Source organism: Kribbella sp. CWNU-51 (assembly GCF_054073265.1).
The window spans coordinates 261342-286449 of the sequence record NZ_JBSXMZ010000004.1 but is presented as its reverse complement, the minus strand read 5'-3'; the positions used below and the strand labels follow the sequence as shown (position 1 = coordinate 286449).

The window sequence follows — 25108 nt, the reverse complement described above, 5'->3', positions numbered from 1 at the left end:
TCAGCTTCCTTCAACGAACCGCTAACGTCCGAAGAACCGTGCGCTACCGGCCACAGTTCTTCGGACGCAACGCGAATGGGGAGACGTCAGAGCGAAGCGCCGACGTGGTTGACCAGGTCGACGAGGCGGTTCGAGTAGCCCCACTCGTTGTCGTACCAGCCGACGACCTTGACCTGGTTGCCGATCACCTTGGTCAGGCCCGCGTCGAAGATGCAGGAAGCCGGGTCGGTGACGATGTCGGTGGAGACGATCTCGTCCTCGGTGTACGTCAGGTAGCCCTTCAGCGTGCCCTCGGCGGCGGCCGCCTTGTAGGCGTCCTTGACCTCGTCGACGCTGACCTCGCGGCCGACGGTGACGGTCAGGTCGGTGGCCGAGCCGGTCGGGACCGGGACCCGCAGCGCGAAGCCGTCCAGCTTGCCCTTGAGCTCCGGCAGCACCAGGCCGATCGCCTTCGCGGCGCCGGTCGAGGTCGGCACGATGTTCAGCGCGGCGGCGCGGGCGCGGCGCAGGTCCTTGTGCGGGCCGTCCTGCAGGTTCTGGTCCTGGGTGTACGCGTGGATCGTGGTCATCAGACCCCGCTCGATCGTGAACGCGTCGTGCAGGACCTTGGCCAGCGGGGCGATGCAGTTCGTGGTGCAGGACGCGTTCGAGATCACGGTGTGCTTCTCGGCGTCGTACAGCTCGTGGTTCACGCCCATCACCACGGTCAGGTCCTCGTTCTTCGCCGGGGCGGAGATGATGACCTTCTTGGCGCCGTTGTCGGCGTGCGTCTTGGCCTTGGTGGCGTCGGTGAAGAAGCCGGTCGACTCGATCACCACGTCGGCGCCGACGTCGGACCACTTCAGGTTCGCGGGGTCGCGCTCGGCGAACGCCTTGAAGCTCTTGCCCGCGACGGTGATGTCGTCGTCGGTGGCGGAGACCTCGCCCGGGAAGCGGCCCAGGATCGAGTCGTACTTCAGCAGGTGAGCGAGGGTCTGGTTGTCGGTCAAGTCGTTGACGGCGACGACCTCGATGTCGGCACCGGACGCCTGCGCGGCGCGGAAGAAGTTACGGCCGATCCGGCCGAAGCCGTTGATACCTACGCGTACGGTCACGGGACTGCGTCTCCTCAGAACTAGCTTTCGAGCACTGCCGCTACAGCCCGAACATTAGCCCAACAGCCCAGTGAGCCAACTGGTAGTGTCCACAGCAGACCACCAACGCCTCATCCACGGTTTCAGACCAGACCACCGGCTGGTACGCGCTCCCCCGGCGTGAAGTCGGCCGCTGTCCGCGTTCCGGACCCTGCGGCAACGGGTAACGCGCCTTCCGGACATCGTTACGCGAGACGGGCGCTCGGAGCCGTGGCGATTTGAGGGATTGACCACCGAGATGGTGGGTTGCCCCCTCGGATTCTGAGTGGGCAACCCACCATCTGAGTGGCTGACCCCGGATGCGGTGCCCGCATCGTGGACGGTGTCGTCCGCGTTCCGGAGGCGATGGGGAACGTTCTCGAGACGCGCCAGTACGGCGGCCTGATCCCGACGGGACCGCGGTCGGCGTCCTGCTTGTCAGCGTCCGAAGGCCTGAGCCGTCCGGGTGTTCACGGCGGCGCCTCGGCGTTCCTTGGCGCCATCGGCCTGAACACCCGCCTTGTCGGCCACGGCATCAGTCGCCGGGGGCCGACCGTCGTTCAGGAGTCGGCCGGCGAACGCTGCGTCGCCGGGCGCACCAACGCCGAGTGCACCCTTCACCGCGTCCAGCCGGCTGGGCGGGGCCTGGACCTCGTTGTCCGGCCAGCCGATCGCCGCCGGCCCGTCGGCGACCATCTTGTTCTGGTTCTGCTGCTCCTGGAGCTTGCGGAGCTCCTCCTGGCGCTGCATCTCCTTGATCGCATTCTCGGTGCGGATGCGCTCGAGCTCGGCCAGCGCCCTGGCTTCTTCTTCCTGGGTACCCATCTGTCCTCATCTGTTCATCGGATGGAAACCCCCGTAGGGCAATCCAACCAACGCGGCAAGGTCGGCGTGGGCTGCCGGAGATAACAATCCGGTCAGGCCGGGTCGAGCATCTCCGGGGTCAGGTTGGCCTCGGTGTTGGGGATGCCGAGGTCGGCGGCGCGCTTGTCGGCCATCGCCAGCAGGCGGCGGATCCGGCCGGCCACCGCGTCCTTGGTGAGGGCCGGCTCATGCAGCTGACCGAGCTCCTCGAGGCTGGCCTGCTTGTGCTCGAGCCGCAGCTTGCCGGCCACCTGCAGGTGATCGGGTACGTCGTCGCCGAGGATCTCCAGCGCACGTTCGACCCGGGCGCCCGCCGCGACCGCCGCGCGGGCGGAGCGGCGCAGGTTCGCGTCGTCGAAGTTGGCCAGCCGGTTCGCGGTCGCGCGGACCTCGCGCCGCATCCGCCGCTCCTCCCACGCGAGCACCGACTCGTGCGCGCCGAGCCGGGTCAGCAGGGCGCCGATCGCGTCGCCGTCGCGGATCACGACGCGGTCGACGTTGCGCACCTCGCGGGCTTTGGAGCCGATGCCGAGCCGGCGGGCCGCACCGACCAGTGCGAGCGCCGCTTCCGGACCGGGGCAGGTCACCTCGAGCGAGGACGACCGGCCAGGCTCGGTCAGCGAGCCGTGCGCGAGGAACGCTCCGCGCCAAGCCGCCACCGCGTCACAGGACGCGCCGGAGACGACCGCGGGCGGGAGACCCCGCACGGGCCGGCCGCGGTTGTCCACGAGGCCGGTCTGCCGCGCCAGCGCGTCGCCGTCGCGCACGACGCGGACGACGTACTTGGTCTGCTTCCGGATTCCGGACGGGGAGATCACGACCACGTCCGACGGGTGCCCGAAGATCTCGGCGATGTCCTTGCGCAGCCGCCGGGCCGCGGCACCGCTGTCCAGCTCCGCCTCCACGACGATCCGGCCGGACACCAGGTGCAGCCCGCCCGCGAATCGCAGCACGGACGACACCTCGGCCTTGCGGCAACAGGGTTTTGTGACCTGAATACTGGTCAACTCGGACTTCACCTGTGCTGTCATCGCCATGAAGGCATCCTCCCACCGCTGTCAAAGACCCTCGGGGGTCGTACCAGGACCAACGGGCCGATCGGGGGCCCTGTTACGGGGGCTGCAACCTTTCCCGTGGTTGGTCGCGTTCCTTCCGCGAGAGTACGAGGAGGGGCATGAAAGCACGCGACGATGCCGAGTTCACCGAGTTCGCGGCGACCACGATCCGGCGGCTGCGGCGTACGGCGTACCTGATGTGCGGCGATTGGCACCGGGCCGAGGACGCGGCGCAGGACGCTCTGGTGAAGGTCTACCGGCACTGGAACCGCATCAACCGCACCGACAGCCTGATCGGCTACGCGCATCGCTGCGTCGTCACCGCGGTCCTCGACCAGTCCAGGAAGCCGTGGCGCCGCGAGCGTCTCGACGACACTGGCGAGGACCTCAGACCGTTACCGGACACAGTCGGATCGGTCGACGACCGCCTGCTCGTCATCGAGGCATTGCACCACCTGTCGCCCAGCCAGCGCGCGTGCGTCGTGCTGCGGCACTACGCCGACCTCAGCCTCGAACAGACCGCCGACATCCTCGGCATCAGTGTCGGCGGCGTGAAGAGCCAGACCTCCCGCGGCCTCGGCCGCCTGCGCGAACTACTCGACCAGATCGAAAGGAGCGCTTCGTGAGCACCGACATCGAACGCCTGCTGGCTGCCGCGGCCGACGACTCGGACCAGCCGCTGCACACCGACGTCGGGGACATTCTCGTCCGTGCCCGGCGTTCGGTCCGCAAGGGACGGATCGCCGCCGCGTCCACAGCGATCCTCACTACCGCCGCGATCCTCGGCGGCATCGCCGCCTGGTCCGCGACGCGTTCCGAGAGCGCGGGACCGGCGGGCACGCCGAAGAACCAGACCATCACGATCGACGCGAAGACCGGCCGGATCGTCGACAACGAGACCGGCAAGACAGTCGTTCCGGCACCTCCGGTGAGCCCACTGTCCGACGCCGAGGTCCTGCGCCGGTGCACGCAGAAGGACACCAGCTACGAGCGCTTCCTCCAGCACAGGGGCAAGACCCTCGACAAGACCGGTCGGGTCGACGCCCGGTGGAAGATCGTGGTGAAGAGTGGCGACCAGTCCGTGCTGAACGCGCTGTTCCTCGCACCGGACAAGTCGGTCGTCTCGACGTGCATCATGAACGGTCCGGAGAAGCCGGCGAGCCTGGGGCGCACCATGACGGCAGACGTCTCGTCCAGGAGTCGGACCCAGCAGCCGCTGAACGTGCACGCCGGCCTCCTGTTTCCGGTCACCGGTGTCACCCGGGTGCTGGTGGACCTTGCCGGCGAAAGCAGTCCTCGTGAGGCCCTGGTCGGCACGGACGGATTCGTCACCCTCGGCCACCCCGGCACGAACGACAAGCTGATCACGCTGACCCGGATCCGGGCCTACGACGCCGGCGGCACGAGGGTGTACGACCAGATCGTCAAGCCGATCACTCCCCCGGCGCAGCCGACCGTCGATCCGAAGGTGACCGTCAAGACCGCCGAACCGATCACGCCCCAGGTCGTGCTCACGAAGGATCCGCGAAGCGGAAAGGCCCTCGCTCCCGCACCGCCGGTCAGTCCGCTCAGTGATGACCAGATCCGCGATCGCTGCCGCCTCTGGGAGCAGGAGATCGCCACCAACCCCGCCTACGGTGGGCAGGGGCCGCAGGATCCGCGCGAGAAGGCCGCCGGTCCGATCACGAGTTCCTGGGACGTGGCGCTGAAGACCGGCACCGGCGACAAGTTCACCGCCGTGCTCATCTCCGCGGACCAGCGGGTCGCTGTGTGGTGCCATATGACGAAGCCCACCACGAAGGGCGGCGAGTCCGACTACACCCGGCACGCGGTGGACGCGGACGGCAAGGTCGCGGACAACCTTGGGTTCGCGATGGTGCCCGCGGGCGTTGCGCAGATGATCATCGACCTGCCGGCCGGACCGACCCGGGTGTTGATGGCCAACGGCTTCTACACCTGGGGACCGACCGGCGGAAACTCGGACATCAAGACAGTCCAGGTCGGCGGGTACGACGCCCAGGGCAAGCAGGTGTACGACACGAAGAAGCCGGTCGACGCCGGCTGAGTCAGCTGAAGATCTCCCGGTAGACCTTGGCCAGCTTGTCCGGGGCGTGGTGGAGGTGACGGTCATCGTCGGCGATGTCGGCGATGACCACCTCCGCTCCGAGGGATTCCGCCGTACGGCGCAACGACGCGGGATCCGGGACATGGCCGGTGTCGGCCAGCACGACGTCGATGCGGAGGTCGGGGGCGTGCGCGGCGAGCACCTCGAGGTGGGTCTCGGGAGAGAAGCCGTCGGTCTCGCCCTTCTGCTCGCCCAGGTTGAGCGTCACCAGACGACGCGCGCTGGTCTGCTCGAGAGCCCGGGACAACGCCGGGACCAGCAGGTTCGGGATCACGGACGTGAACCAGGACCCCGGTCCGACCACGACCCAGTCGGCCTCCGCGATCGCCACCAGCGCCTCGGGGCACGCCGGCGGGTCGGCCGGGTCGAGCGCGACGTCGACGACCTGCCCCTCGGTCGTCGCCACCTCGGCCTGGCCGCGGATCTCGGTGATCGCCTCCGGATGGTCCGGGTCCAGTCCGAGCACCCGCGCGGTGATGTCCAGCGGTACGGCGGACATCGGCAGCACGCGCCCTTGTGCGCCGAGCAATCGCGCCACCCAGTCGAGTCCGTCGACGGCCTCGCCGAGCAGCTCCCACAACGCGACGATCAGCAGATTGCCGACCGCGTGATCGTGCAGCTCACCGTTGCTGCGGAACCGGTGCTGCAGCACGTCCGCCCAGGTCCGGCCCCACTCGTCGTCGCGGCACAGCGCGGCCAGCGCCATCCGCAGATCCCCAGGTGGCAGTACCCCGAGCTCACGCCGCAGGCGACCGGACGAGCCGCCGTTGTCGGCGACCGTCACGACTGCCGTCAGCTGGTCCGTGACGTGCCGGAGTGCGGACAGGGAGGCGGCCAAGCCATGTCCCCCACCCAGTGCGACGACCCGGGGAGCTCGCGTCACTCCCGCCCCAGATCCCGGTGTACGACCAACGTCGGTGACCCTCTCTCCCGCAGCCGCCGGGCGATCTCCTCGGCCATCGCGACGCTGCGGTGCTTTCCCCCGGTACAGCCGATCGCGACGGTGACGAAGCGCTTGCCCTCGTTCAGGTAGCCGGTCCGCAGTGTGTCCAGCACGTCCACGTAGTTCTGCAGGAACTGCTGGGCCAGCGGATGGCCGAGCACGAAGTCTGACACAGGCTTGTCCTGCCCGGTCATCGGGCGCAGATCGGGCTGCCAGTACGGGTTCGGGATGAAGCGCATGTCGGCGACCACGTCGGCGTCCACCGGGATGCCGTACTTGAAACCGAACGACACCACGGTCGCCCTGAGCTCGGCGTTCTCCTCGTCGCCGAAGGCGTTCACGATCTTCGCGGCGAGCTGGTGGATGTTCAGGTTCGAGGTGTCGATGACCAGGTCGGCGCCGGCCCGGATGTCGCCGAGCAACGCGCGCTCGCGCTGGATCCCGTCCAGCAACCGGCCCTCGCCCTGCAGCGGGTGCGGCCGGCGGACGCTCTCCTGCCGGCGCACGATCACGTCGTCGGAGGCCTCCAGGAACAGCGTGAGCGGCCGGTACCCCTTCAGCCGGAGGTCGTGGATGGCCGAGCTCAGCTCCTCGAAGAACAACCCGGTCCGGACGTCGACGACGACCGCGAGCCGAGGCGCCGCGCCGGTGCCGATCACCTGCTCGACGAGGGTGGTCAGGAACATCGGCGGCAGGTTGTCGACGACGAACCAGCCGAGGTCTTCCAGTACGTCGGCGACCGAACTCCGCCCCGCGCCGGACATCCCGGACACGATGATCAGGTTGCCGCCTGTGTCGTCCATCAGCTCTCAGTTCTCCCTGGGTCCCCGTCGGGCGCCCCGGCCGGCGCCGGGACGTCGTCGCCCAGTATCTCGCCCGTGGCGGTATTCACCGACGGCGCCCGGCCGGTTTCGGCCGTCGTTGCGGCAGCGTTCACCGCCAGTACGACGGACTCCGCCGTCCGGCGGCCGAATCCGGGCAGCTCGGCCACCTCGTCGATCGTCGCCTGCCGCAACTTCTTCAGCGAGCCGAAATGGCGCAGCAGCGTCTTCCGGCGGACCTCGCCGAGCCCCGGGACCTCGTCCAGGACGCTCTCGACCATCGACTTCGAGCGCCGGTTGCGGTGGTGGGTGATCGCGAACCGGTGGGCCTCGTCACGCAGGCGCTGGAGCAGGTACAGCCCCTCCGACGTGCGCGAGAAGATGACCGGGTCCTCCTCGTCCGGGACCCAGACCTCCTCCAGCCGCTTGGCCAGGCCGACGACCGGGATGTCGCCCAGGCCGAGCTCGTCCATCGCCTGGCGCGCGGCCGCGACCTGCGGCGGACCGCCGTCGACGACGACCAGTCCGGGGGCGTAGGAGAACTTGCGGGCGCGTCCGGTCTCCGGATCGATCAGCGCTGCCGACGGGTCCTCGTCCTCTTGCAGCGTGGCCCGCTCGTCGAGCAGCCGCTTGAACCTTCGCGTCAGCACTTCCGCGATCGAGGCGACGTCGTTCTGCCCGTCGACGCCCTTGATCACGAACCGGCGGTACTCGCTCTTGCGGGGCAGGCCGTCCTCGAATACGACCATCGACGCGACCACCTCGGTGCCCTGCAGGTTCGAGACGTCGTAGCACTCCAGCCGCAGCGGTGCCTCGGGCAGGTCGAGCGCGGCCTGGATCTCCTCCAGCGCCTGGTTGCGGGTGGTCAGATCGCTGGCCCGCTTGGTCTTGTGCATCGTCAGCGTCTGCAGCGCGTTCCGCTCGACGGTCTCCATCAGCGCCTTCTTGTCGCCGCGCTGTGGGACCCGGATCTCCACCCTCGCGCCGCGGATCCCCTCGAGCCACTCGGTCAGCGCGTCCGCGTCTTCCGGCTTGGTCGGGACCAGGATCTCCCGCGGGATCGCGTCGCCCGAGTCGCCGGCGTACGTCTGCTGGATGAACCGGGACACGAGGTCGCCGGTGGTCGCCGTACCGTCGGCCTTGTCGGCGATGAAGCCGCGCTCACCGCGGATCCGGCCGCCGCGGACGTAGAAGATCTGCACCGCGACCTCGAGCGGGTCCTCGCTCAGCGCGATCACGTCGGTGTCGGTCCCGTCGCCGAGGACGACCGCGTTCTTGGCCAGGGCCTTCTCCAGCGCGGCGAGGTCGTCGCGGATCTTCGCGGCCCGCTCGTACTCGAGCTCGGCCGCGGCCGCCTTCATCTCCTTCTCCAGCCGGCGCACGTACGTCGCGGTCTGGCCGGACAGGAACGCGGCGAAATCGTCGACGATCTTGCGGTGCTCCTCCTGGCTCACCTGACCGGTGCAGGGGGCGGCGCACTTGCCGATGTAGCCGAGCAGGCAAGGCCGGCCGATCTGGCGGTGCCGGTTGAACACGCCCTTGCTGCACGAGCGCATCGGGAAGACCCGCAGCAGCAGGTCGACCGTCTCCCGGATCGCCCAGGCGTGACTGTACGGACCGAAGTACTTCACGCCCTTCTTCTTCTGGCCCCGGCCGACCATCACCCGCGGGTAGTCCTCGTTGAGGGTGATGGCGAGCCACGGGTACGACTTGTCGTCGCGGTACTTCACGTTGAAGCGCGGGTCGTACTCCTTGATCCAGGAGTACTCCAGCTGCAGTGACTCGACCTCGCTGGCGACGACGGTCCACCCGACCTTCGCCGCGGTCGTCACCATCGCCTGGGTGCGCGGATGCAGGTTGACCAGATCCTGGAAATACGACGACAACCGGGCGCGCAGGTTCTTCGCCTTGCCGACGTAGATCACCCGCCCGGCGGCATCGCTGAAGCGGTAGACACCAGGCGAGTCGGGGATCGACCCTGGAGCGGGACGGTACGAGGACGGATCAGCCACTCAACCACCCTAGTTCGGGTTGCCGACAAATCCGGAATTCCGCCAAAGTCTCCATTGCTACTTCAATGACACACTTGAAGGCATGACTGTTGAAGAGATGGATCGGGTGATCCGCGCGTACGACGGCATCCGGGTGCTCGAGGCACAAGATGATCTGTTCTACCTCTACGACCCGGCCGCGGACCTACCGCCGGAGCGGCAGCAGCCGTTCGCCACCATCGTCACCGGCGACCACTACGAGAAGGTGTCCCGGCTCGACGACCCCGGCGCCTGGCGACTCAACATCGGCCTGGCCAAGGCGACGTACACCTCGCTGTTCGGTGCGGTGCCGACCGAGCGCGACGCCGACTGGGTGCTCGACTCCGGCCACGACTACACCGCCCGCGACACCCTGATGCCGCACCCCTTCTACGCCTCACAGCACTGGGTCTGCATCGTCTCGCCGGCCGACGCCACTCCCCTGCTTCCGCTCCTCCAGGAGGCCTATGACTTCGCCGTCCGCAAGCACGTCAACTTCCAAGCGCGGCGCAGTAACCCCCTATTGGGCAAGTGAACGTTGCGGTCATGTTGCGGGTTGTCCCATAAGGCTGGTTTGACCCCCGGTTGGGATGAGCGGGAGTTCTAGCGTGTGACCCAGGGTAGACGTGCAGGACCTTTGCGTGAGGCAACCGGGCCTTGCGCTGACTCGAGGGAGTTCCGCCCATGTCCCCCAGAATTCGCAGACCGCGTGCCGTGTTCGGAGCGGTCGCCGCAGCCGCGCTCGCCGTCACCGGCATCGTCGCCACCGCGGCCGGCAGTGACGCGTCGCAGACGGCCGCCGTCACCATCCGCGGCGCCGGCACCCCGGACGCCATCCCCGGCAGCTACATTGTCGTCCTGGCCGGCCAGCGTTCGCAGGCCGAGACCCGGGCCACCAACGCCGGCCTCGCGACCAGCTACGACGTCAAGGTGCGCGACCAGTACGACGCCTCGATCAAGGGCTTCTCCGCGAGCATGAGTGCGGACCAGGCGAAGAAGCTGGCCGGCGACAAGCGGGTGGCCTACGTCCAGCAGAACCAGAAGATCACCGTCGCGCAGGGCGACCCGCCGTGGGGCCTGGACCGGGCCGACCAGCGTGACCTGCCGCTGGACAAGAAGTACGAGGCGTCCACCACCGCGGACAACGTGAACGTCTACGTGATCGACACCGGCATCTACGCCGCGCACAAGGACTTCGGCGACCGCGCCTCGGTGGGCACCGACACCGTCGGCGACGGCCAGAACGGCGTCGACTGCATGGGGCACGGCAGCCACGTGGCCGGCACCATCGCCGGTACGACGTACGGCCTGGCCAAGGGCGCCCACGTGTACGGCGTCCGGGTGCTCGACTGCTCGGGCTCCGGCTCGACCGAGTCCGTGGTGGCCGGCATCGAGTGGGTCACCAAGAACGCGAAGAAGCCCGCGGTGGCGAACATGAGTCTCGGCGGCGGCGCCGACGACGCGCTGGACGCGGCGGTGAAGGCCTCGGTCGGCTCCGGCGTCACCTACGCCGTTGCCGCTGGCAACGAAAGCGCGGACGCCTGCCAGGGCTCGCCGGCCCGGGAGCCTGCGGCGATCACCGTCGGCGCGACCGACGACCAGGACAAGAAGGCGACGTTCTCCAACTTCGGCAAGTGCGTCGACCTGTTCGCCCCGGGCGTCGACATCATGTCGGTCGGCATCACCGACCCCGAGGCGACCGCCAAGATGAGCGGTACGTCGATGGCCACGCCGCACGTGGCCGCTGGGGTTGCGCTCTACCTGGCCGACCACCCGGACGCCACACCGGCCGATGTCGCGACGGCCCTGGTCGGCGCGTCGACGCCGGACAAGGTAGGCGACCCGGGCACCGGCTCCCCCAACAAGCTCCTCTACGTCGGCAAGGTCGACCCAGCCACCCACAGCTGACAAACCGCTAACGTCCGAAGAAGTGAGGGCTATAGGCCTCACTTCTTCGGACGTTACGGTTGTCAGGCGGACTGGACGATGTTGCTGCCCTGAACCGCGACGTTTACCGCAGGGAGGGGCGACTGCGCGGGGCCGCTGACCGGGCTGCCGTCGGTGATGTTGAAGTGGCTGTTGTGGAACGGGCAGACGATCTGCCCGCCCTGCACCGACCCGACCGGGTTGCCCTGGTGGGTGCAGATCGCGGAGAAGCCCTTGAACTGGCCCGCGGTCGGCTGGGTCACCACGACCTTGGCGTCCGAGAACACCTTGCCGCCACCGACCGGTACGTCGGACACCGGGCCGAGGACCGTACCCCCGCTGGTGCTCGCCGGCGCGCTCGAGGACGGCGCCGTACTGGTCGGTGCGCTGGTCGGAGCCGAGCTCGTGCCGGTCGCGGGTGCGGAACTGGAGTCGCCGCCCCCGCTCGCGTCGTTGCTGCCGCCGCAGGCCGCAAGGATCGGTGCGCTGGCACCCGCGAGGGCGGCGATTGCCGCGCAGCGGAGCACCGACCTCCGGTCGCGCAGGTTGACCCCCTCCGGGGTCTGCTGCGGGGTGGTTGGTGCCATCGTGTCATCGCTCATGAATCTGGACCTCCAGGAGCCTGCCGGTCGAAGTGGTTGAACGCTTTGCTTCTGTGTAGCCGACCCTGCCAAACCGGGCCGATACCGGGTCAAACGACCGGATCATCGGATCGGTTCAACCAGCGCCGGATTCAACCGCTGTTTGAGAGTTCGCTGTGAATCAGCTGGTCGCGCGGGGTGACCATCTCGGCCGGCAGGGTTCCTTCTGCGGACCAGCCCGCGGACGTGGATAGGCCCGGCACTTCTTCTGATCCGGATGCGCGAGACACTTCAGTTGTGGCAGAGGTCGAGACATGACAAGCACGAGCGAGAGTTTCGCCGTCGTCGAGGTGATCGCGGACCTCGCGCCGATCTGGCTGCCCGGCTGTGTGGTGGACACGGAGGAGCGCACGGTCGAGGTCGGCTGGGGACGCGGCGCATTGCAGATGTCCGCCGTCGTCGGCGTCGGCGAGATCGTCGATCGTTGCCTCCAACTGCCGCAACAACGCTGGCCGGAACAGATCGAGGCCTGGCTGCGCGCCGTCGTCGCCGAAGGTGAGCTCGCCACCGAGGAACATCGGTACGGCGACGTCGGTGACCGGCAACGTGCTCTGCTGGTGCAGCGCGGTTGGTCAGCGCGGACGGCCGGACCGGTTGCGGACGCGCTGATCCCGTTCGGCGAACACTTCGAGGTGGTCGTGTTCATCCGGACCGGCGTGGAGCTCCGGCGGCTCACCACCGTCCGGCGGTCGATGCTCGGACTGGGTGATCCGGACGTGCCGTCGCCGGTGCAGCTGAGTCTGACGGAGATCGCGGACCTGGAGCCGGTCGAACACGACGGCATCATCGTGCTCAGCCGGGACCGCGATCCGCTGGTGTCGATGGCGCTCGTCGACCGGGAGAACCTGCTGCCGCGGGCTGGTCTGGGCGCGGGCGTGCTGGTCGGGGTACCCCGGCTGAGCACGGTTGCCTACTGCGCTGCCGATGCCGGGCAGGACCGGGCCGACGCGCTGGCGCGGTTCGTCACCGAGGCTTATCGCGACGCGCCGGACCAGTGCTGCCCGGACCTCTTCTGGCTGCAGGGCGATCGGCTGGTCCAGGTGCCGGTCACGCTGGCGACGCCGCCAACCGTCGTACTGCCGTCCGCGTTGAAGCCGCAACCCCGCCGGACGTGGCTAAGGCACCTGTTCGGCCAGGTCTTCGGCCGGTGAGCTCTTGACTTGATGAGGCGCCGAGGATCGCGACAACCCCGGTCCCATCGAGCCCAGGGCCGTCAGCGTGTGAACCAGACGGTCAGCTGGAGACGCGCTTCCTCGCCGGTACCTTCTTCGCCGGTGCCTTCTTGGCAACGGCTTTCTTGGCGACCGTCTTCTTCGCCGCGGTCTTCTTGACTGGTGCCTCCTTCGCGGCGACGGCCTGCTGCTTCGCGCTCGGCTTCGCGGCGCGACCCTCGAGGATCTCCGCCAGGAACTCACCCGTGTACGACGCAGGGTTCGCCGCGACCTCTTCCGGCGTACCTTCCGCGACCAGCGTGCCGCCGCGGCGACCGCCGTCCGGCCCGAGGTCGATGATCCAGTCGGCGGTCTTGATCACGTCGAGGTTGTGCTCGATCACCAGCACCGAGTTGCCCTTGTCCACCAGGCCGCCGAGCACACCGAGCAGCTTGCGGATGTCCTCGAAGTGCAGACCGGTCGTCGGCTCGTCGAGCACGTAGACCGTCCGCCCGGTCGACCGCCGCTGCAGCTCGGACGCCAGCTTCACGCGCTGCGCCTCACCACCGGACAGCGTCGGCGCGGGCTGACCGAGACGGACGTACCCGAGGCCGACCTCGACGAGCGTGGTCAGATGCCGCGAGATCGCCGGGATCGCTGCGAAGAACTCCGACGCCTCCTCGATCGGCATGTCCAGCACATCCGCGACGGTCTTGCCCTTGTAGTGCACCTCGAGCGTCTCGCGGTTGTACCGGGCGCCGTGGCACACCTCGCACGGCACGTACACATCCGGGAGGAAGTTCATCTCGATCTTCAGCGTGCCGTCACCCGAACAGGCCTCGCACCGGCCGCCCTTGACGTTGAAGGAGAACCGGCCCTGCTGGTACCCGCGGACCTTCGCCTCGGGCGTGTCCGCGAACAGCTTGCGGACGTGGTCCCAGACGCCGGTGTACGTCGCCGGGTTGGACCGCGGGGTCCGGCCGATCGGCGACTGGTCGACGTGGATGACCTTGTCGACCAGCTCCATCCCGGAGATCTTCGTGTGCCGGCCCGGCACCGCCCGAGCACCGTAGATCTGCCGCGCCAACGAGGTGTAGAGGATGTCGTTGACCAGCGTCGACTTGCCCGATCCGGACACCCCGGTCACCGCGACGAACACCCCGAGCGGAATGGTCACGTCGATGTCCTGGAGGTTGTTCTGCCGGGCGCCGTACACGGTCAGCTCGCGGCCCTCGGTCAGCGGTCGCCGGACCGGCGGGATCGGGATCTCCCGGCGGCCGGAGATGTACTGGCCGGTGATCGAGTCCGGGTGATTGCGCAGGTCCTCGACCGTGCCGGAGACGACGACCTGTCCGCCGTGCTCGCCGGCACCCGGGCCGATGTCGACCACCCAGTCGGCGTGGTCGATGGTGTCCTCGTCGTGCTCGACGACGATCAGTGTGTTGCCCAGCTCCTTCAGCCGGACCAGCGTCTCGATCAACCGTCGGTTGTCCCGCTGGTGCAGGCCGATCGACGGCTCGTCGAGAACGTACAGAACGCCGACCAGCCCCGAGCCGATCTGGGTCGCCAGCCGGATCCGCTGCGCCTCGCCACCGGACAGCGAACCCGCCGGCCGGCTCAGCGCCAGGTAGTCCAGACCGACGTCGAGCAGGAACCGCAGCCGCTCGCCGATCTCCTTGACCACCCGCTCGGCGATCTGCTTCTCCCGCGACGACAACTCCATCTGCGTGAGGAACCCGTGCACCTCGTCGATCGACATCGCGCTGATCTCCGCGATGTTCTTGCCGCCGAGCGTGACCGCGAGCGAGATCGGCTTCAGCCGGGCGCCGTTGCAGGCCAGACACGGCACCTCGCGCATGTACTCCTCGAAGCGCTCCCGGCCGGTGTCGCTCGACGCCTCCGCATGCCGTCGCTCGACGTACGGGATCACACCCTCGAAGGTGGTGTAGTACGAGCGCTCGCGGCCGTAGCGGTTCTGGTACGAGACGTGGACCTGCTTGTCGTGGCCGGTCAGCAGCGACTTCTTCGCCTTCGCCGGCAGCTCGCCGAACGGCGTGCTCGTCTTGATCTTCAGGTCCCTCGCCAGCGCCGCCAGCAGACGCTCGAAGTACTGCGAGACGTTCTGCCCGGACCACGGCTGGATCGCGCCCTCGTCGAGTGACTTGGACGGGTCCGGGATCAGCAGCTCCGGGTCGACCTCCATCCGGGTGCCGAGACCGGTGCACACCGGGCAGGCGCCGTACGGCGAGTTGAACGAGAACGACCGTGGCTCCAGCTCGTCGATGGCGAGGGGGTGGTCGTTCGGGCAGGCCAGCTTCTCGGAGAACCGGCGCTCGCGGTGCGGGTCGTCCTCCGGCAGGTCGACGAAGTCCAGCACGAGTAGACCACTGGCCAGACCGAGCGCGGTCTCGACTGAGTCGGTCAGCCGCCGCTTGGCCGAGCTCTTCACCGCGAGCCGGTCGACGACCACATCGATGTCGTGCTTCTTCTGCTTGTCGAGCTTCGGCGGGTCGGTGAGCTGGATCGTCTCACCGTCCACCCGGGCCCGGGACAACCCCTGACCGCTCAGCTGGCGGAACAGGTCGACGTACTCCCCCTTGCGGCCGCGGACGACCGGGGCCAGCACCTGGAAGCGCGTGCCCTCCTCGAGCTCCAGCACCCGGTCGACGATCTGCTGCGGGGTCTGGCGCGCGATCGGCTCACCACACTCCGGGCAGTGCGGGCGGCCGGCCCGGGCGAACAGCAGGCGGAGGTAGTCGTACACCTCGGTGATCGTGCCGACGGTGGAGCGCGGGTTCCGCGAGGTGGACTTCTGGTCGATCGAGACGGCCGGGGACAGACCCTCGATGAAGTCGACGTCGGGCTTGTCCATCTGACCGAGGAACTGCCGCGCGTACGCCGACAGTGACTCGACGTACCGGCGCTGGCCCTCGGCGAAGATCGTGTCGAAGGCCAGGCTGGACTTGCCGGACCCGGACAGCCCGGTGAAGACGATCATGGCGTCCCGCGGCAGGTCGACCGAGACGTCCTTCAGGTTGTGCTCACGCGCTCCACGCACGATCAGACGGTCAGACACAAGCTCACTCTCAGCCGTTCTCGAGGGTATCCAGGGCATGCCCGGTCATGCTAACGAGGCCCACCGACAAAAACTTCCGGCGGCGGATCGAGGTGCCCGAAGGACGCCCGATCGCACCGACTGCTTCGAAAGTATATTCGATCGCGGGCCGTGGTTCATGCAAGTCGGCCCCGAGATGACCGGACGGTCGCAGGAGTGCAAGGATCGGGGCTGTCACGACTTCCAGGGAGGGCGCATGCCGGAGTACCACGGGAACGTCAAGGTCGGCGGACCGGCTCAGACACACGAGCTGGCCCAGTTGATGATCACCAAGGTCGCGGTCGGCCCGATGGACAACAACGCCTATCTCCTGCGCTGCCGGCAGACTGACGAGCAGGTGCTGATCGATGCCGCCAACGACGCGGACACGCTGCTCAAGCTGATCGGCGACGGTGGGCTCGCCCGCGTCGTCACCACCCACCGCCACCAGGACCACTGGGAGGCGCTCGCCGAGGTCGTCGCCCGGACCAGCGCCACCACTGTCGCCGGCCGGTACGACGCCGAGGGCATCCCGGTCCCCACCGACCAACTCGTCGACGACGGCGACCACATCGCCGTCGGCCAGTGCAGCTTGCGCGTCATCCATCTGGTCGGCCACACACCCGGTTCGATCGCCCTCGTGTACGACGACCCGGACGGCGCACCGCACCTCTTCACCGGTGACTCACTGTTCCCGGGCGGCGTCGGCAACACCCAGGGCGATGCCGAGCGCTTCACGACCCTGATCAACGACGTCGAGACCAAACTCTTCGCCGACCTCCCCGACGAGACCTGGGTCTACCCCGGCCACGGCTCCGACACCACCCTCGGCACCGAACGCCCGCACCTGAAGGAATGGCGCGAACGCGGCTGGTGAGTCGTTAGATCCGCGAGCGGGCCGCCTCGATCTGGACGCTGATCATCACGGCTCCCACCGAAGCGGCCGTGCATGACCTGGCCACGACCGATCAACAACGCGGCCTCGACCGCGTCGAGCTCACGATCGGCTTGCGGCAGTACGTCGTACTCGCCGTTGAAGATCGCCCGCTCGTACAGTTCCTTGGCCCCCGCCAGCTGTTCGTCCACGCGGCAGATCCTAGGCTGACGTCGTGAGCAACTTCGCCGAATACGAGCCGGACACCGGCCGGCAGATCACTGACACTCCGGTCGAGATCCGCCCGATGAGTGCCGACGACCTCGACGTCTGCGCCCAACTGATCGTCTCCCGCACCGGCGGACCGGTTGCTGAGCGTCGAACCCGCCTGCTGGCCGACCTCAACGATCCCACCCGCTACTCCGTCGTCGCGTGCGTCGAGAATCAAGTGGTCGGCTACGCCGCCGTGATCCACCACGAGGTCTCCCCCGACGACCCGCCAACCACGGCCCCCACCGGCTACTACCTTGTCGGCCTGATCGTGTCCCCGGACTGGCGCCGCCACGGCATCGGGGAACTCCTCACCACCGCTCGCATCCGCTGGACGGCCGAGCGCGCCGACGCGGTCTACTACTTCGCGAACCTCGCGAACAGCCCGATCCTCGACCTCCACCAGAGCTTCGGCTTCACCGAAGTCACCCGCGACTTCACCTTCCCCCGCGCCCCTCTCAAACCCGGCACCGGCGTTCTCCTCCGCGCCGAACTGAGCAGCTAGCGGTCGGTCAGTTCGGTGGGATGGGCTATGACATCCACGAGGGCGTTGTTGCGAATCGCGGTGATTTCGGTGCGGCGGGAGATGGCGTCGGCGAAGAGGAGTCGTTGGAGAGACTGAGCGTCGCGGAGCGGGGCGCCGTCGACAGCCAGGACCAGGTCGCCAGGGCGAAGGCCGGCGTCCGCGGCGGGGCTGTTCGCGATCACCTCGACGACGCGGAGAGCAGTGCGCTGGTCGAAGCGTTCGGCCAGGGCGGGCCGCAGCGGCGCGGGGGTGGTGACGAGGCCGAGGTACGCGCGGCGGACGCGGCCGTCATGCAGGAGCGAGTAGATGATCCGGCGCGTGGTCTGGTTCATCGGGACGGCCAGCCCGAGACCGATGCCGGCCACCGCGGTGTTGATGCCGACGACCCGGCCGTTGCCGTCGGCAAGTGCTCCGCCGGAGTTGCCCGGGTTCAGCGCCGCGTCGGTCTGGATCACGTCCTCGATGATCCGCTGCGCCGACCCGCTCCGCACCGGCAGCGACCGGCCGAGCGCACTCACCACGCCCGCGGTCACGCTCCCGGCCAGCCCCAGCGGGTTGCCCACGGCAACCACCAGGTTCCCCACCTTCAGGTGATCCGCGTCGCCGTACTCCGGCGGATCCGGGATCTCCCGGTCGGCTCGCAGTACGGCGAGATCGGACAGCCGGTCGACCCCGACCACTCGGGCCTGCGCCGTCGTACCGTCCGCGAACTCGGCGTTCGCCTGCTCGCCCTCGCCGACGACATGCGCGTTGGTCAGCAGGTGCCCGTCGCCGGTCAGGACGACCGCCGATCCCGACGAGTCGCCGCGCCGGCTGTGGATCCGCAGGCTCGCCACCCGCGGGATCAGATGTTCCGCCACGCCCGAGACCACTCGGGAGTAGGCATCCAGTACGTCGTCGCCGGCAATCTCATCAGCCATGGTTCTGCCTCCCGAATTACATCATTACACCGCAAGCAAGCCCCGGCCATCGCGTGAACCAAGCCACAATCCTGACCGATCGGTTGAAAACTGGCCGATCGGTCAGGATGATGGCTGACATGGCAGTCACCACCCCCGCCCGGGAGCGGACCCGGCACGAGATCGTGCGGCAGGCGATGGACCTGTTCCAGGCCAAGGGCTACAACGCGACGTCACTGCAGGACATCGCGACCGCGGCCGGCTGCTCGAAGGCGACGGTGCTCTACCACTTCAGCGGCAAGCCCGCCGTCCTGGCCGCCGTACTCGAGCCGGCCGCCGCCGACCTGTCCGAGCTCGTCGCGACAGCCGCCACGATGACCCAGGTCGAGGCGCAGGAGTTCGCGATCGAGCGCTTCATCGACCTGGCCGTCGTCCACCGCGGCGTCATCGACGTCCTGCACGACGTCATCCCGGTGATCGTCGAAGTGCCCGAGATCGCCGGACTGGTCGCCGACGGTGTGCGGATGACCGAATACCTGGCCGGCTCCGACGACCCGGTCGAGCACCACCTGGCCAAGTTCGCCGTCAACGGCCTGCTCGGCGAGTGCCGGCATCCCGGCGAACGCACCGACGACGAACTGCGAAGACTCTGCGGCATCGCACTCCACCGTCTACTCAGACGCGGTTGATCTGACCCACGCCCGACCGGCGCACCACATTCGACGGCCGGTTCTCCCCTGCCTGTACGCCGTACCGACCCGAAACGGACGCTCTACCGATGGCCAATCTGCTGTACCGGCTCGGCCGGTTCTCCTACCAGCGCCGGCGCCTCGTCGCCGCCGTCTGGGCGTTGTTCCTCGTCCTGCTGGGTGTCGGCGCGTTGACGCTGGGCGGCAAGACCGCGAACACCTTCTCCATCCCGGGCACCGAGTCGCAGCGCGCGCTCGACGCCCTCAAGCAGGAACTGCCCGCGGCGAGCGGCGCCTCGGCCACGGTCGTGGTGAAGGCACCTGACGGCAAGACGCTCGCGGACCCGGCGGTGAAGGCGGCCGTCGGCACAACCGTCGGCAAGGTCGCGAAGGTGCCGGAGGTGATCGCCGCGATCGATCCGTTCACCAGCAAGGCGATCAGCCCCGACGGCACGACCGGCCTGATCAGCGTCCAGTTCGACAAGCCCGCCGACGAGCTCTCCAAGGACAGCACCACGGCGTACGACGGACTCAGCGGACTGAGCACCGGGGACCTTCAGGTGGTCCCGGGCGGCCAGGTGGCCGGCGGCGTACCCGAGATCGGAGCCACCGAGGTGATCGGGGTCGCGGTCGCGGCCGTCGTACTGGTCGTCACGTTCGGTTCGCTGGTCGCGGCCGGGATGACGTTGCTGACCGCGCTGCTCGGCGTACTGGCGGGGATGGCAGGGCTGTTCCTGGTCACCGCGTTCGTTGATGTGTCGTCGACCGCGCCGATCCTGGCGTTGATGCTGGGACTCGCGGTGGGTATCGACTATGCGCTGTTCATCAGCTCGCGGCATCGGACACAGCTTGCCCAGGGCATGGATCCGGAGGAGTCGGTCGGGCGGGCGACGGCGACCGCGGGGTCGGCGGTGTTGTTCGCCGGCGCGACGGTGGTGATCGCGCTGGCCGGGTTGAGCGTGGTCGGCGTACCGTTCCTGACTGCGATGGGGCTGGCGGCCGCGGCGACCGTACTCACCGCGGTGCTCGTCGCGCTCACGCTGCTGCCGGCCATGCTCGGGTTCGTCGGGAACCGGGTGCTCCCCCGCAAGATCCGCAAGGCGCCGACGGCCGCTCCGGTCAAGGAAGGCTTCGGCTTCCGTTGGGGCCGGCTCGTGACCAGGTTTCGCGTGCCGATCGTTGCCGTCGGCATCCTCGGGCTCGGGTTGCTGGCGATCCCGGTCAAGGACATGCAGCTCGCGCTGCCGGACGGTGCCTCGGCCGCGGCCGGCACGAACCAGCGGGTCGCCTACGACCTGACGGCGGCCTTCGGGCCGGGCGCGAACGGTCCGCTCGTCGTCGTTGTGAAGAGCAACAACCCGGCGACGTCCGAGGCGCTGGTGAAGCAGGTACTCGCGAAGTCGCAAGGGCTGAACGATGTCGTGGCGGCCCAGCCCGGGCCGGCCAGTGCGGACGGATCGACGCGGTTGTTGCAGGTGATCCCCAAGAGCGGCCCGGCGAGTCAGCAGACCTCAGAGCTGGTGAAGGACCTGCGGTCGGCGGTACAGCCATTGGCCACCGGTGACGCGAGCATCTCGGTGACGGGCAACACCGCGGTCGGGGTCGATGTGTCGAACAAGTTGTCCAACGCACTGCCGATCTACCTGCTGGTCGTGATCGGACTGTCGTTCCTGCTGTTGCTGCTGGCGTTCCGGTCGGTGCTCGTGCCGCTCAAGGCGACGCTGGGCTTTGTGCTCACGGTCGGGGCGACATTCGGCATCACGGTCGCGGTGTTCCAGCTCGGATGGGGTGCGAACCTGCTCGGTGTGGACTCCCCCGGGCCGCTGGTCAGCTTCCTGCCGATCATCATGCTGGGCGTGCTGTTCGGGCTCGCGATGGACTACGAGGTGTTCATCGTGTCCCGGGTCCGCGAGGAGTTCGTGCACGGCAAACACGCGACCGAGGCAACCATCGAGGGTCTCGGCCACGGCGCCCGCGTGGTGACCGCGGCCGCCCTGATCATGGCATCGGTCTTCGCCGGCTTCATCATGGTCCACGACCCGATCATCAAAGCCATCGGCTTCGGCCTCACCATCGGCGTCCTGATCGACGCGTTCGTGGTCCGGATGACGCTCGTACCAGCCGTACTGTCGCTACTCGGCGACCGCGCGTGGTTCTTCCCCAAGTGGCTCGACCGCATAACCCCCAAGGTAGACATCGAAGGCGAAAGCCTGCGAGTCAACGAGGGGCCGGAGACCAAGGAACTCGAGAGCGTGCGCTGACGCGAGGCGTGGCGTGTCGGCGCCCGCTGACACCCCAGGCAGCAAGCTCGATGCGTCACCGACGCGGTACGGCGCGTAGGACTCGGCATAGATGCGCACCCGCCCGGCCAGCACGGAGCTGGGTATGACGTAGATGCTGCCGTCACCCAGCACGATGAAGAACAGGTCGATCGAGTCCGGATCGTAGGGCATCTTGCTTGCCGACTTGTCCAGTACGTACGGCCGCCGGCCGATCCCGACCGACCAGTGACCTTTACCGTCCCGGCGCGCGCAACTCTTCACCTGCACGCGCTGAATCCCCTTTCCCGTTGTTACCAGCAGGTCGTACGCCTGCGGCTCAACTGGCAGCGCAACCGCACAGCCCCGCAGCTCGAACCACGCCATGGCCAGCGCAGGCGCCGCTGTTCGCAGCATCTCCGGCTGAGCTGGCTCGTCGAACACTTCACCTGCCCGCGACGGAAGATCCGTCGTCCTCAGATGGGTGCAATCCAGACCGAGGCGGACAGCGTGTCCCTTCATCCGTACCCGGTTCTGCGGGATGTCGGCGACACCGAGGCCGGCGAGGACGTCTGCCCAGCAGGTTGCCTTGAGCATCACCGCACGCAACTGTGGATCGGACCACTGACGCTGACCAGTGAAGTGTGACGTGTCCAGGTCGAGACGAGATGCATGCCGCTGGAGCGACCTGATCGTGCCTGCGGATGTCCCTTTCAGTCCCAGAGCCCGCGCGACCGCGCGCCAAGACGTGCTGTCCGCCACTGCCTGGCGCAGTTGGTCGTCGGTCCAGATTCGTGTGTCCCCAGGTGTACTCATGGTGACAAAACTAATGAGGGGCACCGACAAAAGCGGTGCCCCTCAAGGGTCGGGCTGACAGGATTTGAACCTGCGGTCTTCTGGCCCCCAGCCAGACGCGTTACCAAACTACGCCACAGCCCGATGCCCACCTCAGTGAGGCGAGCGGAGTAAACCTTACCTCATCCCGGAGGGTGGTTTTTACCGGGTTGGGTCAGCGCTTCTTGTTCTTTTGGCGGGCTCGGATCTGGACGTGGACGGGGCTGCCGACGAAGCCGAAGTCCTCGCGGAGGCGGCGTTCGATGAAGCGCTGGTACGACGCCTCGATCTGGCCGGAGGTGAAGATCGCGAACGTCGGCGGCATCGTCGTCGCCTGGGTGCCGAACAGGATCTTCGGCTGCTTGCCGGACCGGACCGGGTGTGGGTGTGCCGCGACCAGGCGGCCGAGGAACGCGTTCAGCTGGCCGGTCGGGACGCGGGTCTGCCAGCCGTCCAGCGCCGCCTCGATGGCCGGGACCAGCTTCTCCATGTGCCGGCCGGTGAGCGCGCTGATGTTCACCCGCGGCGCCCAGCGGAACTGCACCAGGTCGCGGTCGATCTCGCGCTCCAGGTAGTACCGCCGGTCCTCGTCGACCAGATCCCATTTGTTGTAGGCGATCACGAGTGCCTTGCCGGCCTCCTCGACCGCGCTCATGATCCGCAGATCCTGCTCGGCCATCGGCTCGGACGCGTCGATCACGACCACGACGACCTCGGCCCGCTCGATCGCCGCGTTGGTCCGCAGCGAGGCGTAGTACTCGTGCCCCTGGGCGCTCTTCACCTTGCGGCGGATGCCGGCGGTGTCGATGAAGCGCCACTCCTTGCCGGCCAGCGTGATCAGTTCGTCCACCGGGTCGACCGTCGTACCGGCGACGTCGCTGACGACGACGCGGTCCTCCTTGGCGACCTTGTTCAGCAGGGAGGACTTGCCGACGTTCGGCTTGCCGACGATCGCGACCCGGCGCGGGCCGCCGGTCTCGGGGTCGCGCTCCGGCGGCGCCTCGGGCAGGGCGGCCAGTACGGCGTCCAGCATGTCGCCGGTGCCGCGGCCGTGCATCGCCGAGACCGGGAACGGCTCACCGATGCCGAGACTCCACAGGTTCATCGCTTCGGCCTCGACCCGCTGGTCGTCGACCTTGTTCGCCGCGAGCACGACCGGCTTCCCGGACTTCCGCAGTACCCGTACGACGGCCTCGTCCGCATCCGTGATGCCGACCGTCGCGTCGACCACGAACAGCACCGCGTCGGCCGCGTTGATCGCGACCTCGGCCTGCGCCGCGACCAGGGCCGCCATCCCGACCGCGTCCGGGTCCCAGCCGCCGGTGTCGACGACCGTGAAGCCGCGGCCGGCCCAGTTGGCGTCGTACGAGACGCGGTCCCGGGTCACGCCCGGGGTGTCCTCGACGACGGCCTCGCGGCGGCCGATGATGCGGTTGACCAGCGTGGACTTGCCCACGTTCGGCCGGCCGACGATCGCGAGCACGGGCAGCGGCCCGGTGTCCTCACGGTCGTGCGTAGGCTCGGCGAAGTCGTAGCCGGTGGGCAGGTCAGTCATCAGGGTCCTTCTTGTCTGGCGCGCCCGGGAGGGGGTGGCCGGTGGCTTCGACGGCCGCCCTCACATGGGCTCGCAGCACGTCGCCGATCTGGTCGGCAACCGCGCGTACGTCGGAATGCCTCCTGGGAAAGGGTACGCGCTCCACCGTGAACGGCTCGCCATAGACCACATCGACCCGGCTCCCGGCCGGTGGGAAACCCTCGACGTCGCCGTGCGGCAGCCTGGTCCCGAGCAGCGCCACCGGGAGGATCGGCGCGCCCGTCACCATGGCCAGATACGCCACTCCGATCCGGATCCGGCTGAAGTCGCCCGGGCCGCGGGTGCCTTCGGGGTAGATGTTCAGCACCCGGCCGTCGCGGAGCACCTTGATCGACTGCCGGACCGCGAGGACGTCGTACGCCGATCGGTCGACCGGGATCTGCCCGATCCGCCGGAGGATCTTGCCCTGGAGTCCGCCGAACACCTCGATCTTGCCGAGCTGGTGCAGCATCCGGGGCGCGATCGCCCCGAGCAGCGGCCCGTCAAGCAGGCTCAGGTGGTTCGGGGTCATCAGCACCGGACCGGTTCGCGGGAACCGGTCCTCGTGGTGAACGGTCAGCTTGTACTTGCGCCGGAAGTACGGCTTGGCGACCGTGCGCATCGGCAGCGCGAGCCGGTACGGCAGCCGAGGCAGATCGTCGGTGCGTGGCAACTCCAGGTGCCCGGTCAGCTCCGCGGTCATGCTGCGATGCGCTCTGTCATGACTTCGGCCCGCGCGGGGCGGCCTCGGCCTCCTTCGCGAGACGGCTGATCACGTCGATGACCTCCTCCAGGGACAGATGCGTCGAATCGATCGTGACCGCGCCGTCGGACGCGACCAGGAACTCCGACACGGTCGCGTCGTCGGCGTCCCGGCGGACGATCTGGTCGCGGAGTTGCTCGGCGGTCACCGCCCCGGCCGCCAGCTCGGCGCCGCGGCGCGCCATCCGGGCGTCCTGGTCGGCGGTGAGCAGCACCTTGAGCTCGGAGTCGGTCGCGACCACGGTGGCGATGTCTCGGCCCTCGACCACGATCCCGCCGGTCGGCTGGGCGTCGTCGATGATCGCCCGCTGGCGCCGGATCAGCTCCTTGCGGACGTCCAGGTTGGTGGCGATCTTGGAGACCGTCTCGCTGATCCGCGGCTCCCGGATCGCGGTCGTCACGTCGGTCCCGTCGGCGATCACGAACTGGTGCGCCGGGTCGGTGCTGACCTCGAGCCGCAGATCCCGGGACCGCTGCGCGACCGCCGCGGTGTCGTCCAGGTCGAGGCCGTGCTCGAGGGCCGACCAGGTCACCGCCCGGTACGTCGCTCCGGTGTCCAGGTAGCGCAGCCCCAGCCGGCTGGCGACGCCTCGCGCGGTGCTCGACTTACCGGAGCCGCTCGGGCCGTCCACAGCGATGATCATGCCCCGAAGATTACCTG

Annotated in this window: 21 protein-coding genes, 1 tRNA gene and 1 pseudogene; 9 read left to right on the top strand and 14 right to left on the bottom strand. The window is 68.5% G+C overall.

What is annotated here, in order from left to right; all coding sequences use genetic code 11:
- Nucleotides 1-86: 86 nt before the first annotated feature.
- The 3 genes from gap to whiA all read right to left on the bottom strand — a co-directional run bounded on the left by gap (nt 87) and on the right by whiA (nt 3013).
- Entirely contained in the window at nt 87-1094 is a 1008-nt protein-coding gene (gap, locus tag ACXC9Q_RS03370) for a type I glyceraldehyde-3-phosphate dehydrogenase (RefSeq protein ID WP_457054981.1), read from the bottom strand.
- Between the two features lie 456 nt (nt 1095-1550).
- The gene (locus tag ACXC9Q_RS03365; RefSeq protein WP_457054980.1) at nt 1551-1937 is read right to left on the bottom strand and encodes a hypothetical protein; all 387 of its coding nucleotides are present in this window, start codon (nt 1935-1937) and stop codon (nt 1551-1553) included.
- Nucleotides 1938-2029: 92 nt separating this feature from the next.
- Nucleotides 2030-3013 carry a DNA-binding protein WhiA gene (gene whiA / locus ACXC9Q_RS03360; RefSeq protein WP_328520667.1) on the bottom strand — a complete coding sequence of 328 codons (984 nt, stop codon included), beginning with the start codon at nt 3011-3013 and terminating at the stop codon, nt 2030-2032.
- Between the two features lie 137 nt (nt 3014-3150).
- Here whiA and ACXC9Q_RS03355 point away from each other — a divergent pair, with 137 nt between their 5' ends.
- Nucleotides 3151-3657, top strand: coding sequence for a SigE family RNA polymerase sigma factor (locus ACXC9Q_RS03355; protein WP_457054979.1), 507 nt, complete (start codon nt 3151-3153; stop codon nt 3655-3657).
- Nucleotides 3654-5096, top strand: coding sequence for a hypothetical protein (locus ACXC9Q_RS03350; RefSeq protein ID WP_457054978.1), 1443 nt, complete (start codon nt 3654-3656; stop codon nt 5094-5096). Before ACXC9Q_RS03355 ends, ACXC9Q_RS03350 begins: the two co-directional genes overlap by 4 nt.
- Before the next feature lies 1 nt (nt 5097).
- Here ACXC9Q_RS03350 and ACXC9Q_RS03345 read toward each other — a convergent pair whose 3' ends face one another.
- From ACXC9Q_RS03345 to uvrC, 3 genes are read right to left on the bottom strand one after another with little or no spacing between them, the layout of a single operon-like run.
- Nucleotides 5098-6039, bottom strand: a complete 942-nt coding sequence (locus tag ACXC9Q_RS03345) for a gluconeogenesis factor YvcK family protein (RefSeq protein ID WP_457054977.1) — start codon at nt 6037-6039, stop codon at nt 5098-5100.
- A complete protein-coding gene (gene rapZ / locus ACXC9Q_RS03340; RefSeq protein WP_328520663.1) occupies nt 6036-6902 on the bottom strand; it encodes an RNase adapter RapZ in 867 nt (288 codons plus the stop codon). The genes ACXC9Q_RS03345 and rapZ overlap by 4 nt, the downstream gene beginning before the upstream one ends.
- On the bottom strand, nt 6902-8932 hold the full coding sequence (gene uvrC / locus ACXC9Q_RS03335) for an excinuclease ABC subunit UvrC (protein ID WP_457054976.1): 2031 nt from the start codon (nt 8930-8932) through the stop codon (nt 6902-6904). Before uvrC ends, rapZ begins: the two co-directional genes overlap by 1 nt.
- Before the next feature lie 82 nt (nt 8933-9014).
- On the opposite strand from uvrC, the gene ACXC9Q_RS03330 reads away from it, so the two are divergent.
- Together ACXC9Q_RS03330 and ACXC9Q_RS03325 are read left to right on the top strand one after the other, a co-directional pair.
- On the top strand, nt 9015-9485 hold the full coding sequence (locus ACXC9Q_RS03330) for a DUF6194 family protein (RefSeq protein WP_457054975.1): 471 nt from the start codon (nt 9015-9017) through the stop codon (nt 9483-9485).
- A 149-nt stretch (nt 9486-9634) separates the two neighbouring features.
- The gene (locus ACXC9Q_RS03325; protein WP_457054974.1) at nt 9635-10858 is read left to right on the top strand and encodes a S8 family peptidase; all 1224 of its coding nucleotides are present in this window, start codon (nt 9635-9637) and stop codon (nt 10856-10858) included.
- 62 nt (nt 10859-10920) lie between these two features.
- Here ACXC9Q_RS03325 and ACXC9Q_RS03320 read toward each other — a convergent pair whose 3' ends face one another.
- Nucleotides 10921-11478 carry a Rieske (2Fe-2S) protein gene (locus ACXC9Q_RS03320; RefSeq protein WP_457054973.1) on the bottom strand — a complete coding sequence of 186 codons (558 nt, stop codon included), beginning with the start codon at nt 11476-11478 and terminating at the stop codon, nt 10921-10923.
- 293 nt (nt 11479-11771) lie between these two features.
- On the opposite strand from ACXC9Q_RS03320, the gene ACXC9Q_RS03315 reads away from it, so the two are divergent.
- Nucleotides 11772-12668: a hypothetical protein gene (locus ACXC9Q_RS03315; protein WP_457054972.1), complete on the top strand. Its 897-nt coding sequence runs from the start codon at nt 11772-11774 to the stop codon at nt 12666-12668.
- An 82-nt stretch (nt 12669-12750) separates the two neighbouring features.
- Here ACXC9Q_RS03315 and uvrA read toward each other — a convergent pair whose 3' ends face one another.
- Nucleotides 12751-15744, bottom strand: coding sequence for an excinuclease ABC subunit UvrA (uvrA, locus tag ACXC9Q_RS03310; protein WP_457054971.1), 2994 nt, complete (start codon nt 15742-15744; stop codon nt 12751-12753).
- A gap of 235 nt (nt 15745-15979) precedes the next feature.
- Between uvrA and ACXC9Q_RS03305 the strand changes: the two genes are divergently transcribed.
- Both ACXC9Q_RS03305 and ACXC9Q_RS03300 read left to right on the top strand, forming a co-directional pair.
- A complete protein-coding gene (locus ACXC9Q_RS03305) occupies nt 15980-16639 on the top strand; it encodes an MBL fold metallo-hydrolase (RefSeq protein WP_457054970.1) in 660 nt (219 codons plus the stop codon).
- Between the two features lie 232 nt (nt 16640-16871).
- Nucleotides 16872-17411, top strand: a complete 540-nt coding sequence (locus ACXC9Q_RS03300; protein ID WP_457054969.1) for an N-acetyltransferase family protein — start codon at nt 16872-16874, stop codon at nt 17409-17411.
- Here the strand turns inward: ACXC9Q_RS03300 and ACXC9Q_RS03295 are convergent.
- Nucleotides 17408-18352 (bottom strand): S1C family serine protease, encoded by a 945-nt coding sequence (locus ACXC9Q_RS03295; RefSeq protein WP_328520653.1) that lies wholly within the window; start codon nt 18350-18352, stop codon nt 17408-17410. The genes ACXC9Q_RS03300 and ACXC9Q_RS03295 overlap by 4 nt on opposite strands.
- Before the next feature lie 119 nt (nt 18353-18471).
- Here ACXC9Q_RS03295 and ACXC9Q_RS03290 point away from each other — a divergent pair, with 119 nt between their 5' ends.
- Together ACXC9Q_RS03290 and ACXC9Q_RS03285 are read left to right on the top strand one after the other, a co-directional pair.
- Nucleotides 18472-19020 carry a TetR/AcrR family transcriptional regulator gene (locus ACXC9Q_RS03290; RefSeq protein ID WP_457054968.1) on the top strand — a complete coding sequence of 183 codons (549 nt, stop codon included), beginning with the start codon at nt 18472-18474 and terminating at the stop codon, nt 19018-19020.
- 89 nt (nt 19021-19109) lie between these two features.
- On the top strand, nt 19110-21281 hold the full coding sequence (locus ACXC9Q_RS03285; protein ID WP_457054967.1) for an MMPL family transporter: 2172 nt from the start codon (nt 19110-19112) through the stop codon (nt 21279-21281).
- 123 nt (nt 21282-21404) lie between these two features.
- Here ACXC9Q_RS03285 and ACXC9Q_RS03280 read toward each other — a convergent pair.
- The 5 genes and pseudogenes from ACXC9Q_RS03280 to cmk all read right to left on the bottom strand — a co-directional run.
- Nucleotides 21405-21665, bottom strand: a pseudogene (locus ACXC9Q_RS03280) (group I intron-associated PD-(D/E)XK endonuclease); the annotation flags it as partial.
- Between the two features lie 478 nt (nt 21666-22143).
- Nucleotides 22144-22217: transfer RNA gene (locus ACXC9Q_RS03275), tRNA-Pro, on the bottom strand.
- A gap of 70 nt (nt 22218-22287) precedes the next feature.
- Nucleotides 22288-23667 carry a ribosome biogenesis GTPase Der gene (gene der / locus ACXC9Q_RS03270; protein WP_328520649.1) on the bottom strand — a complete coding sequence of 460 codons (1380 nt, stop codon included), beginning with the start codon at nt 23665-23667 and terminating at the stop codon, nt 22288-22290.
- On the bottom strand, nt 23660-24388 hold the full coding sequence (locus tag ACXC9Q_RS03265) for a lysophospholipid acyltransferase family protein (protein ID WP_457054966.1): 729 nt from the start codon (nt 24386-24388) through the stop codon (nt 23660-23662). Before ACXC9Q_RS03265 ends, der begins: the two co-directional genes overlap by 8 nt.
- Nucleotides 24389-24404: 16 nt before the next feature.
- Nucleotides 24405-25091: a (d)CMP kinase gene (gene cmk / locus ACXC9Q_RS03260; protein ID WP_457054965.1), complete on the bottom strand. Its 687-nt coding sequence runs from the start codon at nt 25089-25091 to the stop codon at nt 24405-24407.
- Nucleotides 25092-25108: the final 17 nt, after the last annotated feature.